The following is a 16,180-nucleotide window of genomic DNA, read 5'->3' as shown; positions in this document are numbered from 1 at the left end:
TCCGAACCTGAAACGGGTGTGGACAAGCGCTAACCCACATTCGGGTTTTGTGGAACATCTTGATGTCGCAATCTACGCCATGAGCGCTTTTCGATTTTCCGCATGTTTTCTGCCCCCTTGAGCGACAACAGGTAGGGCTGGATATGCAAAAGCTCACGGTCAGTTGCATTACCCGTCCACTCGTCGATATGGATCAGATTTCCATAGTTCCGGCACAGCTTTTCACGCGTGTCATCGATGATCAACGTCTTCTCCAGTGTGTAGCCTCTTTTCTTGATTTTCCTCAAGTCCTTGATATAGGTGTCGTCGTGCGTTTCAAAATCAAACCGCCGCGTGCACTTTCTTCTGGAGAAAATGAACTTGAGTGCTTTGGGTTCGTTGAAAAGGTTGGCGATGACAGCTTGTGCATAGGGCTCGGTCGATGACGTCCACACTGCAACATCGAAGTGCGCAAAGCAAAATGCAATGAATTGATCCACCCAGGGCCGCTTGTAAACAAAATAGCTGGCGACGACGAAGTCATGCTCGCAAGGTAGTGGCGTGGTTGTGGCGTGAATCAGGGTTTCGTCCAGATCAAGAATAAGCAATGTATTTGTCATGGCACGGTCTGGCGTCCTTGTTCAATCGCTGGTTTTTGATGAGAACGATGACATAACACAGGATGAGCTGTCATGCCGGATTGCTATTGATCCGGTGACGATTGGTGCCGAGATTTGCCCATAGTGGCTGGCGTTTCTTCTGCCGATGATCCGTTCGCGGTTCCTCTTGTTTCAGGCAGGAGGAACACAGCATGGATCCGATGGCACACAATCCCAGTGCAAACGCTTCGTGCTTGAAAGTAAATGCAAATCGCTCCAGCACAATGCCGGTAAGTGAGATCAGAGCGCCGATGCTGCCTGGCACCAGCCGCCATTTCCGGACAGGTGCAGATGATTTTGCATCTGGTTTGACTACCTCATCGGTCTTCAACACATCCACCTCCTTGGTAACCGGCAATGACTTTCCGGTTACCAACCCCATTCTGCCGCGTCGGCCGTTCAATGTATTCACCCGCAGCCGATGCTGATTCATGCCCTATCTGCAACACGGTGCCGTGCAGCCACCACAGCACAACGGTGCAAAGCCAGCTAGACTGCCCGGCATGCTGGCCGACCTGACCGACGAGACCCTGATGCAACGCTACCAGACTGGCGATATCGCCGCGTTTGGCGAGCTGTATCGCCGGCACAGTCAGGGCTTGTACCGCTTCATTGCCTGGCAGGCACCACGGGTGGATTGGGCGGACGAGATTGCACAGGATAGCTGGGCCAGCCTGCACAAGGCCGCCGGGCGCTATCAGCCGCAGGCGGGTTTCCGTACCTATCTGTACCAGATTGCCCGCAACCGGCTGATCGATTTGCTGCGCCAGCACCAGCCGCTGCTGGAAAGCGATCTGGCTGGCGCGCACGATGTTGCGCCACACGCAGCGCTGGACCGGCTGGCTGCCGCCAACGATCAACCCACGCCAGAGGCCGCGCTGGCTGAAAAACAGCGTGCGCAGCGCCTGCAGGCGGCCATACGCAGTCTGCCGGCCGAACAGCGGGAGGCACTGGTGCTGCAACAGTTCAACGGCATGAGCCTGGACGAGATCGCTGTACTGACGGGGGCTGCGGCAGAAACTGTCAAAAGCCGGTTGCGCTATGCGATGCAGAAGTTGCGCGCCACGCTGGCGCAAGATGCAGAAGGGGAACAGGCATGAGCCAGCCCACTGATGATGACCACGACCTGAACGCTTTCCTTGCCGGCGACGACGATTTGTCCGCCATGCTGCGCGGCCTGCCGCAGCCAGCGCCTTCTGCCGAGCTGGATCAGGCCATTCTCGCACAGGCTGCATTGCTGCTTGCGCAAGGCCCCGATGCTGGCAAGCCCGGCGGTGCCGGACAGGCTGCCGCCGCGCCAGTGCGCCTTGCCGCCAACGATGCCTTGCCCGGTGCGGCCAACGATGAAATCCACGAGCAGGCTGCAATGCCTGCGGATGACGCCACACCTGCTGAGCCGATACGCCATCGCCCGCGCTGGCAGGTGCCGTTGGCGCTGGCGGCCAGCGTGGTGCTGGTGGCTGCGGTATCGCTGCAACTGCTGCACTTGCGTGATGAGGCGCCGGCAGCGGCAGCGGCAGCGCTTGCGCAAAGCCCGGCTGCAATCGCAGCCGCACCACCGGTAGTGATTGCCCAGCTCGAGCCACCTGCTGAAACGGCTGCTGTGCCCGCAGCCAAAGCCGAACAGGCAGACAAACGCGCAGCCCTGCAGGCCGAACAAAGCGCCAAGGCAAAATCGGGGCAGGGTGGAGCAGAAGCGGCCACAAGTACCGCTCGTGCCAAAGGTGGGGCGGATCTGGCCGCAGCCAGGTCAGGCAGGCAGCAATTGGCATTGAACCAGGCAAACCCGGCGCCTGCAACGGTGAGCGGCATGGCGCGCAAGGAATCCGCTGCCACAGCGGTGGAGGAGCGCATTGCCGTTGCATCGGTTACGCCGGCGCAAGCAGCGGCCGATAGCGCATTCGCCAAATCCGATCAGATCGGGCAACTGGCCGCAGTGGAGCCTGATGCAGCCAAGTTGCGAAAAGCGAGCCCCGCCAAGCCAGGCGGGCAGGCACAGCATGAGGACAAGGCCGCGAATAGCCAGCTGGACTTTTATGCCCATGAACCTGCCGTTGCCGCTGCACCAGTACCGGCTGCGCCTGCCGCCGCAAGGGTCGCTCCCGTCACTAGGGCCATAGCGTCGGCACCGCAAGCCGAAGCTGGTGTTGCCGCGCCAGTCACGCAGGCGGCAGACTGGCTGGCGCAGATCTTGGTACTGGAAAAAACCGCCAGCAAGCGCCAGGCAGGCATGGAATGGCGACGCTTCCGCAAAGCCTACCCGGATTACCCGGTGGAGGATGCGCTGCGCCAGCGGCTGGATGCACTCGCCCCCTGATCCAGCCGCCAGCCACAGCGAACGCTGTTTGCTGGCTTGATGCCTGTGGCACGCCGCATTGCTACATACCTGCAAGGTTGTCCGCAGGCGCCAGGATTTATTTTAAGCGCGGCTTAACCCCGCCCGCAGCAGCCCCGCGTTGAATGCTATACGCATCAACCCGCTGGAGCTGCCATGCTACCCCACCTGTTCCATCGCCCATTCCGGGCTGTACTGATTATCCTGTTTGCGTTGCTGTGTTCCAACCTGGCGTGGGCGCTGACGCCTGTGCGGAGGCCCGCACCCACACCGGTGCTGATCAGCGAAATCCGCCAGACCGTGCTGCGCACCATAGGCAGCGAAACGCCCATCCAGCTCGAATCGCTGGCCGTCAAGGTGGCTGTTGCCGGTACGCAGGCCACCACCACGCTGGACATGGTGTTCTACAACCCCAACTCGCGCCAGCTGGAAGGCGAGCTGCAGTTTCCCCTGCTGCCGCAGCAGCAGATCAGCGGTTTTGCGCTGGATATCAACGGCACCATGCGCCCGGCAGTGCCGGTGGAAAAAGCCAAGGGGCGGCAGGTATTTGATGAAATCGAGCGCCGCCGGGTCGACCCTGGCCTGCTGGAAAAAACCGTCGGCAACCAGTTCAAGCTGCGCGTGTATCCGGTACCGGCCTACGGCCGGCGCACCGTGCAGATCACCGTGAACGAGGCACTGGCCACCCGCAACGGCCAGCTGCTGTACCGGCTGCCGCTGGACTTCTTCAAGTCGGTTGCCGCTTTCAAACTGCAGGTGGACGTTGCTGGCAGCAGCGTTGCGCCGCAACTGCAAGGTAGCTTGTTGCCGCTGAAATTCGTGCGTGATGGCGATGGCTATAGTGCCCGTTTCGATAAAGCCAGCTTCGCGCCGCAGGGCCAGCTGCAGCTGAGCTGGCCGGCCACGGCCAGGCCGCAGGTGTATACGCAGGCATTCGATAGCGAGCGCTTTTTCGTGGCCGAAGTACCACTGAAAGCCGCCAGCAAACCGCGCGTGCTGCCCAAGACCATCGGCCTGTTGTGGGATAGCTCGGGCTCAGGTGCCAACCGCGCGCTACCGGCCGAATTGGCCCTGCTCGATCGCTATTTCAAGGCCATGGGCAATGGCGAAGTCAGGCTGGTCCGCCTGCGTGATCGGGCCGAAGCAGTGCAAAGCTACAAGATCGCCGGTGGCGACTGGAGCGCGCTGCGGCAGGCGCTGCAGGGTACGCAGTACGATGGCGCAACCGCGCTGGGCGGCTGGCAGCCGCAGGCGGATGTGGGCGAATACCTGCTGTTCTCCGACGGTGTGGGCAACTATGGCAGTGATGATGTGCCCGATCTGGCGCCCGGCCAGCGGCTGTACAGCATCAACAGCGCCAGCGCCGCAGACAGCGTGCGCCTTGCCGCGCTGGCAGCGCGCAATCGCGGCCGGTTGATCACATTGGATGATCAGGCCGGCGTGGCACAGGCCGCACGGCAATTGCTGGAAGAAGCGCCGCATATCGCCGGGCTGGCTGCAGACAGTGCCAGCCAACTGGTGGCCCAATCACCGTATGCCGATGACGGCATGCTGCGCATCGCTGGCGTATTGGGCGCCGCGGAAGACACCTTGCGTATCACGCTGGAGCAGGGTGGCCAGCGCAGTGAAATCAGGCTGCCACTGCGCACGGGCAGCAATCCGCACCCGGCGGCAGCCGCGCAGTGGGCGCAGTACCGTATCGCCACGCTGGAAGCAGAGCCACAACGCTATCGTGGCGAAATCCGCCGGCTGGGCCAGCGCTTTGGCTTGCCCACGCGGGAAACCTCGCTGATCGTGCTGGAAACCATCGCCGACTACGTGCGTTACGAGATCGAGCCGCCTGCCAGCGAGCGCGCGGCTTATCTCAAGCTCAAGGCTGAGCAAGGCACCATGCAGGCGCAAACCCGCCGCAAACATGTGGAAGATGTGGTACGGGAGTTCGAGCAGAAAGTGGCGTGGTGGCAGCGTGATTACCCCAAGGGTGCCATACCGACACCCAAGCCGGCACCCGCAGCCAAGAGTGGGCGTTTTGAGGAATCGGCATCACTGGATTTCCAGAAAAGCGAAGCAAACATGGAAGGTAGAGTCTTCCCGGCAACGCCGATGGCTGCGGCACCTGCCATGGCCCGCAAAGCCAGGGCAGAGGTCGTTGCCGATATGGCCGACAAGGCTGATGCCGCTGCCCCTGCCATCAGCATCGCGCTCAAGCGCTGGACGCCGGATGCACCGTATATCTCGCGCTTGCGCAATGCCAAGCCGGCAGCACTGTACGCAATCTACCTGGATGAAAAACCCGGCTACGCCAACAGCAGCGCGTTCTACCTCGACGTGGCCGATCTGCTGTTCGAGCAGAACCAGCGTGATCTGGCGCTGCGCGTGCTCTCCAACCTGGCGGAAATGGATCTGGAAAACCGCCACATCCTGCGCATCCTTGCCTACCGGCTGCTGCAGACCAAGGCACCGGAGCTGGCGGTTCCCATTTTCGAGCAGGTGCGTGATATGGCCGAGGAAGAACCGCAATCGTTCCGCGATCTGGGTCTCGCCTATGCGGCGGTAGGGCGCGAGCAGGATGCAGTCGAGCAGCTGAATGAGGTGATCGTGCGCCCGTGGGATGGCCGCTTTGCCGAAATCGAGCTGATTGCGGTGGCAGAACTCAATGCCATCGTTGCCAACGCCAGAACAATGCTCGATACCCGCAGCGTAGATCCGCGCCTGCTGAAAAACCTGCCGCTGGACCTGCGCGTGATCCTGACCTGGGATGCGGACAACAGCGATATGGATCTGTGGGTGACCGACCCGAACGGCGAGCGTTGCTACTACGGCCACCGCTTTACCTATCAGGGCGGCCGCATGTCACGCGACTTTACCGGCGGCTACGGGCCGGAGGAGTTCTCGCTACGCCATGCCAAGCCGGGAAAGTACAAGGTAGAGGTCAATTTCTACGGCAACCGGCAGCAAACCGTGGCGGGTGCGACCACACTGCAGGTGAAACTGGCCACCGGATTTGGCGGCAAGAACGCGCGCGAGCAGATCGTTACGCTCAGGCTCAAGGACCGCAGTGAAACCGTGTTTGTCGGCGAGTTTGAAGTGCTGGGCAATGGCAATGCCAAGCCGGTGAAGAAATAGCCTGGCGTCTCATGCGCTAACCAAACCCGGACTTCCGGGCCACATGCCGGCAGCCCGGGTTTTTTTGCGAGGGACTGATGAATGAGCTGCCCGAAAAACCGGGGCACGCTCCATCGCGGATGGGCTGCCGCAGGCCATGGTGCTCAACGCTGTTTTTCGAGAAAAACCAGCTCTACCGCTGCAGACAGTCGCTGCGTGTGGCTGATCCGGTAGCCATGATGCTGGTACAGGCGGATATTGGCGGTACTCTTGCTGCCGGTGAACAGCACATGGCGTGCAGCGCCTGGAAAGCACGCTTCGATGCTGTGCAGCAGCGCAGAGCCGATGCCGCGCCGCTGATAATCCGGGTGCACGATCAGCCGGCCGATTGCACAAACGGTCTGCCCGTCTTCATCTCTGGCAACGGCCCTGACCGCACCGACGATCTGGTCGCCCAGCTGTGTTTTCAGCACCGTGGCGGTGGCAAACTCGGCCTGCAGTTCCGGCAGCGTCTGCACCAGCGGCGGCAGGGTCCAGTCGTTGTACAGCGTTGCCTCGGATTGATAGGCCAGTTTCTGCAGCGCGAGTATTTCGGCAGCATCTTCCGGATGTGCAGCGCAAATGGCAGGCTGGGTATGGATGGCGGTATCGATCATCGGGATGGGGCGCTACAGGTAATGGTCGGCCATGCCGGCAACCCGGCGCGGGCAAAACAGCGCGCATGCGGCATCATGCCGGCATGCAGCGCATATCCGCAGTCGGCGGCGCTCATTGCATCGGGCCAAGGTTGGGCAATGGCATTGTGGCACAGCGGGCGCAGGCGGCTTCAGGCGGTGCCGGAAAACTGCTCCTTCAGGAACAGCGCCATGCAATGCTCGGCCGCTACCGGGCGGCTGAAGTAATAGCCCTGTACGGTATCGCAGCCGGCATCGGCCAGCAGCGCCAGCTGTTCCGCGCGCTCCACCCCTTCTGCCACCACTTCCAGGTGCAACTGGTGCGCCATGGCGATCACTGCTCGGGAGATGGCGAGATCATTGGCATCGGTGGTGATTTCGCGCACGAAGGTCTGATCCAGCTTCAGCCGGTCCACCGGAAAACGCTTCAGGTACGCCAGGTTGGAGTAACCGGTGCCGAAGTCGTCGATCGATACGCTCAGTCCCATGTTCTTGAGCTGCGTCATGATGGCAATCGAGGTATGCGGGTCGCGCATGCTGGCCGATTCGGTCAGTTCCACTTCCAGTTGCGCCGGTCGCACGCCGAATTCGTTCAGCGCATCGGTGATGTCCTGCAGCAGCGCGGCATCCGAAAACTGGCTGGCAGACAGGTTGACGGCCACCGTGGGCGGGGTGAAGCCTGCCTCTTGCCAGTCATGGATCTGCCGGCAGGATTGGCGCAATACCCAGCGGCCCAGCTGCGGCATCAGGCCGCACACTTCGGCCAGCGTGATGAAACGCGCAGGTTGCAGCAGGCCGAAGCGCGGGTGGTTCCAGCGCACCAGTGATTCCAGCCCTACCAGTGTTTGCTCGGCCACGCTGATCTGCGGCTGGTAGTGCAGCACCAACTGGTCATCGCGGGTCAGCGATTCGCGCAGCTCGCTTTCCAGTTGCAGGCGCTCGCGCGCTTCATCGGAGAGCAATGGTGTATAGAACGCATACCCGTGCGGCACATCGGTATTGGCTTCGGCACAGTGCAGCGCGGCCTCGGCGGCCTGCAACAGCAATGCCGGCTCCTGCGCATCGCGCGGGTAGATGGCGGTGCCCGCGTAAGTGGGAAAGCTCCAGTGGCGCTCCTCCAGCTCGATGGGCTGGCGCAATTGCTCGAGGATATATGGCGCCAGCGCGGATAGCTCGGCATCGTCGCCCAGGTTGAAGGCAATCGCAAACGTGTTGTCGGCCACGCGCGCCAGCAATTCGGGCTTGGCAGGCCATGGCCGCAGCCGCTGCACGATTTCCGCCAGCAACTGGTTGATCAGCGCTTCGCCATAGCCATCGCGTATTTCCTGGATGCGGGCAATGCCGATCATCATCACCACCAGCATGCCGGTTTCGCGCTGGCGCTGCAGGATGCATTGTTCTTCCAGCTGCTGGATGAACAGCTTGCGGTTGGCAAGGCCGGTTACCGTATCGAAATGGCCGAGGAAATAGATTTTCTCTTCGGCTTCTTCCTGGTCGGTAATGTCGATACCGCACAGGATCAGTTGTTCATTGCCCTGCGTGGCAGTGGTCAGCCGCCCGGTAGACCACAGGATGGTGCGGCCCTGCCCGGTGGATACCCGCCATGCGCGGATCGGCAGCGGGCTGTTCCATTCCAGCGCCAGGCGGATATGCCAGCGCGCCAGCTCGATGGCATCGGGGTTCTGCAGTGTTTCCCAGAACAGCGAGCCGAGAATGGCCTCGCGCGACTGGCCCAGCGCGTGTTCCGCCGCCGGGTTCAGGTGCAGGATGTGGCCATCCTGGTCCAGCACGGTCACCAGTGCCTTGGTGGTATTGAGGATGGCGGTTACCAGTTGGCGTTCGGCTTCCAGTTCGCCGGCGATGCGCGCACGTTCGCGCTTTTGCCGGCGTTCTTCCCGCGCACGCACGATGGCGGCCGGCAGCCGCGTCATGCGGTCCTTGATGATGTAATCGGTGGCACCGGCACGCAGTGTTTCGATGGCACGCTCTTCCCCCAGCGAGCCGGTCACGAAAATGAATGGCGTATCCGGCTGGCGCTCGTTGCGCAAAGCCAACGCGGTCAGTCCGTCGAAACCGGGCAGGTAGTAATCGGCCAGGATGATGTCCGGCATGAAGCTGTCGAGCGCGGCGGCAAAGCTGTCACGGCTGACGCTGCGGCGTATGTCCGCATCGATGCCGCCGTTTTTCAGCTCGGCCAGCACCAGCTCGGCATCGGTGGGCACGTCTTCCAGAATCAGTACTTTCAGGCGTTCCATGGCGTGCCCCATGCCGCGAATCTGCAACGCGCATGCCGATACTTGACGTTGTCAAGTCTGCGGGCGCAGCCAACTGTCAAACCGGTCAGGCATGGCCTGGTCTGCTTCCGTTCTGTGCTCAACCCTGATTCCTCCATCGCCGCTGCGGCGCACATTCCCCGTTTCGTGCTGCTGACCACTGCCGTCCAGCCAGTCACGCTTTTGCTTACTTATTTTGTTTGGTTAAAACGAAGATGTCTGACTAAACTTTTAGCATAAAAGCGATGCAATGTTGTACCCAACCGCTGCGGGGCTACTACAGACGGCATCTGCGGCCAGATGTACGCCGGGCTGCAGGGTGGCCGGGCTGATCTTGTGGCTTGTATTCAAACCATTTTTTCCAGGCGCCGGCTTGGGTGGGCATTGCTGGTGCCGCCAGCCGGCTAGCGGGGCTTTATCTTCAATGCTTACGGCATACCGGTATTTGCGGTGGCCGGGGCCGGTGATCAGGATGCAATGCGCGATTTTTCTCAACTGATGGTGTTTACACTCGATGACCAGCGTTATGCGCTGGCACTGGGCCGTGTCGAGCGCGTGATTCGTGCGCAGGCCATCACCGCATTGCCCGGTGCGCCGGCCGGCGTGCAGGGCGCTATCGATGTGCAGGGCACGGTCATGCCGGTTTTCGATATCCGCAGCCGCTTCGGCTTGCCGCCACGCGCATTGCGGCTGGGTGATCAGATCTTGCTGGCGAGGACCACCACGCGCGCAGTGGGCCTGTGCGTGGATGAAACACAGGGTGTGATGGCATGCATGCCCGAGCAGGTGCTGGCTGCAGAGCAACTGTTGCCCGACGTGGCCTATGTGCAGGGCGTGCTCACATTGCCCGACGGGCTGCTGCTGATCCACGATCTGGATACGTTCCTCACGCAGAGCGAACAGCAGGCGCTTGATCAGGCGCTGGAACACGGGGCGTGACGAACATGGCATTGCCCTCGGCCAGCCCCGCTGCAGACATTGCCTTGCTCACCCGCTTTGCGGGTTTCCTGGTGTCGTCGATCGGCCTGCATTACCCGGCAGCCCGGCATGCCGACCTGTTGCGCGGCATGGCGGCAGTGGCACAGGAGTGCGGCGATGCCGATGTACAGGCATGCATGCAACGGTTGATGGCCGCACCGCTCAGCCGCCACGACGTGGAGGTGGTGGCGCGGCATCTCACGATCGGGGAAACCTATTTCTACCGTGAGCCGGCGGTGTTCGATGCGCTGGAACGGGAGATCTTGCCAGCGTTGATCCAGGCGCGGCGCGCCAGCGGCAACCTCAGCCTGCGCCTGTGGAGCGCTGCGTGCTGCAGTGGCGAAGAACCTTACTCGATGGCCATTTTGCTGGCGCGGCTGCTGCCTGATCTGCCGGCGTGGCGCATTGCCATCCTGGGTACCGACATCAACCCGCTGGCGCTGGCGCGCGCCCGTGCCGCCGTCTACCCGCAATGGTCATTCCGCAATACGCCGCCCTGGGTGCGTAACGGTTACTTCAAGGTATTGCCCAGCAACCATATGGCGCTGTTGCCACGCATCAAGGACATGGTGACGTTTTCCTACCTCAACCTGGTGGAAGACAGTTACCCGGCGGTTGAAAACAACACCAATGCGCTGGACCTGATCATGTGTCGCAACGTATTGATTTATTTCGATGCGCAGCGGGTGGAAAAGGTAGTGGGCAACCTGCGCCGGGCACTGCGCGACGATGGCTGGCTGGCCGTGGGCGCGGTGGAAACCAACCAGCAGATTTTCCATGACTTCCAGACCGTCAATTTCCCGGATGCGGTTATTTACCGCAAACCCCAGCCGGATCAGGGCGCCGATCTGCGCCAGCCGCTGGCATGGCTGACGGAGGCGCTGGACGATCTGCCGCTCGCCACCACGGGCGAGCCGCAGCCACTGCAAGCGCAACCCACTTCAGTGAGCGAGGATGCGGCCAGTGCAGACGCGCACTACCAGCAGGCGCAGGCGCATTACCAGCGGGGCGAGTACGAGCGTGCCGCGCAACTGCTGGGCAGCGGCGTGGACGATACCCGCTCTCTGCTGCTGCTGGCGCATATCCACGCCAATCTTGGCGAGCTGCACCAGGCATCGCGCTGTTGCGAGCGTGCGATTGCCAGCGACAGGCTGAACCCCGGCTGCCAATACCTGCTGTCCGCCGTGCAGGAAGAACTGGGTCAGACCGACGAAGCCATGGCGGCGCTGCGGCGGGCCATCTATCTCGATCCCGATTTCGTGCTGGCGCATTTCGCGCTGGGTAACCTCAAGCGGCGGCTGGGCATTGCCGGCGCCGCCAGGCATTTTGCCAACGCGCGCGAGCTGCTTGCGCGCTACGACGCCAATGCGCTGCTGCCTGAATCCGAAGGCATGACGGCCGGCCGGCTGGCGGAAATCATTGCCTTGGGGAATACATCGCCATGACAGCAAGCACGCCGAAACGCATCGACTGGACCGCAGTGCGCGAGCGCATGGCGGCGGCCGAAGCCACGCTGCGCGAAACACTGGAACCCTCATCGCAGGCCCATCAGCAAGTGCTGCAGCAGCGTGCACGCCAGATGGCCCAGGTACCTGCCAGCGATGCCGCGGGCGAGACGCTGGAGGTACTGCAATTCGTGCTGGCGCACGAGCACTACGCGCTTGCATCGCGTTTTGTCGACGAGGTATATCCGCTGCGCGAGCTGACGCAACTGCCCGGCGCGCCGCGCTTCGTGCTCGGCATCGTCAACGTGCGGGGGCGCATCGTTTCGGTAATCGATATCAAGCGCTTCTTCGATCTGCCCGAGCGCGGTGTCAGCGATCTGAACAAGGTGATCATCCTGCGCGATGGCAGCATGGAATTCGGCGTGCTGGCCGATGTGATCGAGGGCGTGAACCTGCTGCGCATGAGCGAGATCCAGCCGCCGTTGCCCACGCTGACCGGCATCCGCGCTGAATACCTGCATGGCGTGACTGCGCAAAGGCTGATCGTGCTCGATGCACAGAAGCTGATCCGTGACCCGGCGATGGTGATCAACGAAACCGTGGAATCCTGATTGATTCGAGATGCTGGCCGGGCAGTGCGCCGGCCGGCCTTGCTGGCATTGTGTAAAAGGGAGTACCGCATGAAATTTTCGATAGGTGCAAAAATCTGGCTGAGCTTCGTGGCCATCCTGATCGTCATCGTGGTGATCGGCAGCACTGCTTACCAGAGCATCAACACTCTGATCGAAGCCGCCGGGTGGCGCAGCCACACCTATCAGGTACGTACCGCGCTGGCGGTGGTGCTGTCCAACCTGAAAGATGCGGAAACCGGCCAGCGCGGCTACCTGATCACCGGCGAAGACCGCTATCTGGAGCCCTATCGCGCAGCGCTGCAGCAGATGGATGGTGTGCAGGCTGAACTCAAGACATTGACTGCGGATAATCCGGCGCAGCAACAGCGCATCACCAGCCTGGCCCCTCTGGTGCAGGCCAAGATGAGCGAGCTGAAAGAAACCATAGACTTGCGTACCGGCAAGGGTTTCGAAGCCGCGCGCGCGGTGGTGCTGACCGATCGTGGCAAGAACGTGATGGGCCAGATCCGCGCCATCGTGCGCGAGATGGACGATGCCGAAGCGGCGCTGCTGAAAACCCGTGATGAAGGCGTGCAGGAAAGCTCGAGGGCATCGCAGCTCACCATCCTGATCGGCTTCCTGGCGGCGGTGATCATCGTCATCGCTGCCGGCATCTTCTTGACCCGCAATATCGGCCAGCCATTGCGCGAGGTAACCGGGATTGCCGAGAAAATCAGCAGCGGCGATCTGTCGGTGGGCCTTGATCCGGGCAACCGCAGTGATGAAGTCGGCCAGTTGCTGCGTGCGTTCTCGCGCATGGGCGAATCGCTGCGCGGCATGGCAGCGGTGGCAGAGAAGATTGCCGCCGGTGATCTGCGCGTGGAGATAGTACGTCAGTCCGAGCGCGATGCACTGGGCATTGCATTCGGCAAGATGATCACCACGCTGCGCGACATGAACGGCGAGCTGCAGGGCGGGATCGACGTGTTGTCTGGCTCCGCCAGTGAAATCCTTGCCGGCACCACGCAGATTTCCACCGGCGCCGAAGAAACCGCCACGTCGATTTCGGAGACATCCAGCACCGTGGAGGAAATCAAGCAGACCGCCAACGTGGCCAGTCAGAAATCCAAGACCGTATCCGAAACCGCGCAGCGCGCCGCCCAGGTATCGCAGGCCGGGCGCAAGGCGGTGGATGAGGTGGCGGACGGTATGCAGCGCATCTACGACCAGATGGCGCAGGTAGCCGACAGCATCGTGCGCCTGTCCGAACAGACCCAGCAGATCGGCGAAATCATCACCACGGTGAATGATCTGGCCGAGCAATCCAACCTGCTGGCGGTGAATGCCTCGATCGAAGCGGCCAAGGCCGGTGAGCAGGGCAAGGGCTTCGCAGTGGTAGCACAGGAAGTGAAAAGCCTGGCCGAGCAATCCAAGCAGGCCACCGTGCAGGTGCGCGGCATCCTGGGCGAGGTACAGAAGGCCACCAGTGGTGCGGTGCTGGCGACCGAGCAGGGCAGCAAGGCGGTGGAAGTGGGCCTCAAGCAATCGAACGAGGCCGGGGAGGCGATCCGCCAGCTTGCCGATACCATCGTCGAGAATGCCCAGGCCGCCGCACAGATTGCCATTTCCGCCCAGCAGCAACTGGCGGGCATGGATCAACTGGCGCTGGCCATGGACAACATCCGCACCGCCAGTTCGCAGAACATTGCCAGTGCGCGCCAATCCGAGATTACTGCGCAGGGCCTGCATGACCTGGGGCAGAAGCTGCGGGGCATGCTGGCGCGTTTCAAGCTGTGAACAGTGCCGGCCGGATTGGCCGGCGCCCGCCGGTGCCGGTCAGGCCGGCTGCCAGCCCGTTGCTGCAAACCCATCAAGGATGGCGATGACAGAAAAAGAAGAGCGTTTCCTGCAGCGCTTGCTGGCTACCTTCAAGGTGGAGGCCAGCGAGCACCTGCAAAGCATGCTGACCTTGCTGCCCGAGCTGGAACAAGGCCCCGATGCCGCTGCAGAAGCCACGCTGATCGAAACGCTGTTCCGCGAAGCACACAGCCTGAAAGGCGCGGCGCGCGCAGTGAACCAGCGCGAGATCGAAATGGTCTGCCACGATATGGAGCAGTTGCTGTCTTCGCTCAAATACGGCGAGATCACCGTCAGCCCGGAGATTTTCGAAACGCTCTACCAGGCGCTGGATCGGCTGCAACCATTGCTGGTGGGCACGCCAGCGCCTGCGGCACCCACCACGGCGCCTGTGGCGACCAACCCGGTACCGGCTGGTGTTGTAGCCGGAGGGAGTGCAGTTGCAGCGCCCGCATCCTCTGCAAGTGGGCCCGTTGCCGAAGCAACACGAGCGGTGCCGGCCGAACCCGTAGCCAGCGAAACCGTGCGCATCTCCACCGCCAAGCTCACCGCCTTGCTCAACCAGGCAGAAGAGTTGCACGCGCTGAAGTTTGGCGCAGCCTATGTGGCCAGCGAAATCGCCGAGCTGTCGCGCGGGTTTGCCGGCTGGCGCAAGGAGTGGGGCAAGGCCGGCAAGGCGTTGCGTGGCAGCCGGCGCGGCCGTGCCAGGGATCTGGCCGCACAGGTGGACGGCCTGCTGGAGACGTTCGAGCAGGGCGATGCACGCCTGCGCTTGCTGGATGAGCGCCTGCAGCGCATCCATCGCAGCGCCGAGCAGGAACGGCGCAGCATGGCCGGCATGATCGATGGCCTGCTCGACGACATGAAGCAGGCATTGATGCTGCCGTTCTCGTCACTGCTGGAACTGTTTCCCAAGCTGGTGCGCGATCTGTCCCGCGATAGCGGCAAGCCGGTGGAACTGGTCATCGATGGGGCGGCCATCGAAATCGACCGCCGCATCCTCGAGCAGATGAAAGACCCGCTGATCCACCTGCTGCGCAATGCCATCGATCATGGCATCGAGAAAGCCGAGCAACGCAGCCAGCACGGCAAACCCGCGCAGGGCAGGGTTTCGATCACCATCCTGCCGCAGGATGGCAACCAGATCGAAATCGCGGTGGCAGACGATGGCGGGGGTATCCGCCACGACCGCATCCGCGAGGTGGCGGCACGCAGCGGCCTGCTGCGCGAGGGCGAAGTGAGCGATGACGAAGCACTGCAGGCGCTGGTGTTCGAGTCGGGGTTTTCCACCAGCCCCATCCTGACCGACATTTCCGGGCGCGGCCTCGGCCTTGCCATCGTGCGCGAGAAGGTGGAGAAACTGGGCGGGCGCATCAAGGTTGAATCGCAGCAGGGGCAGGGCACCTGCTTCCGCATCGTGCTGCCGGCCACGCTGGCGACATTCCGCGGTGTACTGGTGAGCATTGGCGACCGGCAGTTCGTATTGCCCTCGGTGAACGTGGAGCGGGTGGCCCGCGTGGCGCGCCATACCGTCAGTACCGTGGAAAACCGCGACACCATCCCTATCGATGGCCAGATCGTCGGCCTGGTGTGGCTGGCGGATGTGCTGGGGCTGGTGCGCCCGCGCAGCGATGACGATGCACCGCTGCAAGTGGTGGTGCTGGGCAATGCACTGCGCCGCATCGCGTTCGTTGTGGATGCGGTGCTGGCGGATCAGGAAGTGCTGGTCAAGCCGCTGGGCCCGCAACTGCAGCGGCTGCGCAATATTGCGGCAGCCACGGTGCTGGGCGCCGGCAAGCTGGTGCCCATCCTCAATGTGCCGGATCTGCTGCTCAGCGCGATCAGGGTTGCCCCGGCCGGTGGCGCGGTGCAGGCCAGCGCCCCCGAGCATCAGCAGCGCTCGCTGCTGGTGGCGGATGATTCGGTTACCTCACGCTCGCTGTTCAAGAACATCCTGGAAACCGCCGGCTACCGGGTGACCACGGCGGTAGATGGCCTGGATGCGCTGACCACCTTGCGCGTGGGCCAGTTCGACCTGGTGGTGTCCGACGTGGAAATGCCGCGCATGGACGGCTTCGAGCTGGCGACGCAGATCCGTCGCGACAGCAAGCTCAAGGCGTTGCCGGTGGTGCTGGTGACCGCGCTCGATTCGCGCGAGGACCGCGAACACGGCATCAACGTCGGCGCGGATGCCTATATTGTGAAAGGCAGCTTCGATCAGGGCAACCTGCTGGAAGTGGTTCGACGCCTGCTCTAAAACCTTG

General features: G+C 62.4%; 12 protein-coding genes. 8 read left to right on the top strand and 4 right to left on the bottom strand.

What is annotated here, in order from left to right; all coding sequences use genetic code 11:
• Nucleotides 1-29: 29 nt before the first annotated feature.
• Both IGB42_RS02125 and IGB42_RS02120 read right to left on the bottom strand, forming a co-directional pair.
• On the bottom strand, nt 30-599 hold the full coding sequence (locus IGB42_RS02125) for an HAD family hydrolase (RefSeq protein WP_159665967.1): 570 nt from the start codon (nt 597-599) through the stop codon (nt 30-32).
• Nucleotides 600-669: 70 nt separating this feature from the next.
• On the bottom strand, nt 670-1,071 hold the full coding sequence (locus IGB42_RS02120; RefSeq protein WP_159665964.1) for a hypothetical protein: 402 nt from the start codon (nt 1,069-1,071) through the stop codon (nt 670-672).
• Between IGB42_RS02120 and IGB42_RS02115 the strand changes: the two genes are divergently transcribed.
• The 3 genes from IGB42_RS02115 (at nt 1,070) to IGB42_RS02105 (ending at nt 6,099) form a co-directional block, all read left to right on the top strand.
• Entirely contained in the window at nt 1,070-1,738 is a 669-nt protein-coding gene (locus IGB42_RS02115; RefSeq protein ID WP_236822463.1) for an RNA polymerase sigma factor, read from the top strand. The genes IGB42_RS02120 and IGB42_RS02115 overlap by 2 nt on opposite strands.
• Nucleotides 1,735-2,955 carry a hypothetical protein gene (locus IGB42_RS02110; RefSeq protein ID WP_159665961.1) on the top strand — a complete coding sequence of 407 codons (1,221 nt, stop codon included), beginning with the start codon at nt 1,735-1,737 and terminating at the stop codon, nt 2,953-2,955. The genes IGB42_RS02115 and IGB42_RS02110 overlap by 4 nt, the downstream gene beginning before the upstream one ends.
• A gap of 174 nt (nt 2,956-3,129) precedes the next feature.
• A complete protein-coding gene (locus tag IGB42_RS02105) occupies nt 3,130-6,099 on the top strand; it encodes a VIT domain-containing protein (RefSeq protein ID WP_159665958.1) in 2,970 nt (989 codons plus the stop codon).
• 143 nt (nt 6,100-6,242) lie between these two features.
• Here the strand turns inward: IGB42_RS02105 and IGB42_RS02100 are convergent, their stop codons facing one another.
• Both IGB42_RS02100 and IGB42_RS02095 read right to left on the bottom strand, forming a co-directional pair.
• Nucleotides 6,243-6,734 carry a GNAT family N-acetyltransferase gene (locus tag IGB42_RS02100; RefSeq protein ID WP_159665955.1) on the bottom strand — a complete coding sequence of 164 codons (492 nt, stop codon included), beginning with the start codon at nt 6,732-6,734 and terminating at the stop codon, nt 6,243-6,245.
• 170 nt (nt 6,735-6,904) lie between these two features.
• Nucleotides 6,905-9,007: a bifunctional diguanylate cyclase/phosphodiesterase gene (locus IGB42_RS02095; protein ID WP_159665951.1), complete on the bottom strand. Its 2,103-nt coding sequence runs from the start codon at nt 9,005-9,007 to the stop codon at nt 6,905-6,907.
• Between the two features lie 495 nt (nt 9,008-9,502).
• Here IGB42_RS02095 and IGB42_RS02090 point away from each other — a divergent pair, with 495 nt between their 5' ends.
• From IGB42_RS02090 to IGB42_RS02070, 5 genes are all read left to right on the top strand, one after another.
• Nucleotides 9,503-9,964, top strand: a complete 462-nt coding sequence (locus tag IGB42_RS02090) for a chemotaxis protein CheW (protein WP_159665949.1) — start codon at nt 9,503-9,505, stop codon at nt 9,962-9,964.
• 5 nt (nt 9,965-9,969) lie between these two features.
• Nucleotides 9,970-11,448, top strand: a complete 1,479-nt coding sequence (locus IGB42_RS02085; protein WP_236822477.1) for a protein-glutamate O-methyltransferase CheR — start codon at nt 9,970-9,972, stop codon at nt 11,446-11,448.
• Nucleotides 11,445-12,059 carry a chemotaxis protein CheW gene (locus tag IGB42_RS02080; protein ID WP_159665945.1) on the top strand — a complete coding sequence of 205 codons (615 nt, stop codon included), beginning with the start codon at nt 11,445-11,447 and terminating at the stop codon, nt 12,057-12,059. Before IGB42_RS02085 ends, IGB42_RS02080 begins: the two co-directional genes overlap by 4 nt.
• A 69-nt stretch (nt 12,060-12,128) precedes the next feature.
• Nucleotides 12,129-13,856 (top strand): CHASE3 domain-containing protein, encoded by a 1,728-nt coding sequence (locus IGB42_RS02075; RefSeq protein WP_159665943.1) that lies wholly within the window; start codon nt 12,129-12,131, stop codon nt 13,854-13,856.
• Between the two features lie 85 nt (nt 13,857-13,941).
• On the top strand, nt 13,942-16,173 hold the full coding sequence (locus IGB42_RS02070) for a response regulator (protein WP_159665941.1): 2,232 nt from the start codon (nt 13,942-13,944) through the stop codon (nt 16,171-16,173).
• Nucleotides 16,174-16,180 lie beyond the last annotated feature (7 nt).

Origin of the sequence: Andreprevotia sp. IGB-42 (assembly GCF_009848685.1) — a bacterium.
GTDB lineage: Bacteria > Pseudomonadota > Gammaproteobacteria > Burkholderiales > Chitinibacteraceae > Andreprevotia.
The sequence above is the reverse complement of the archived record's forward strand: the minus strand, read 5'-3'. Positions and strand labels throughout refer to the sequence as shown.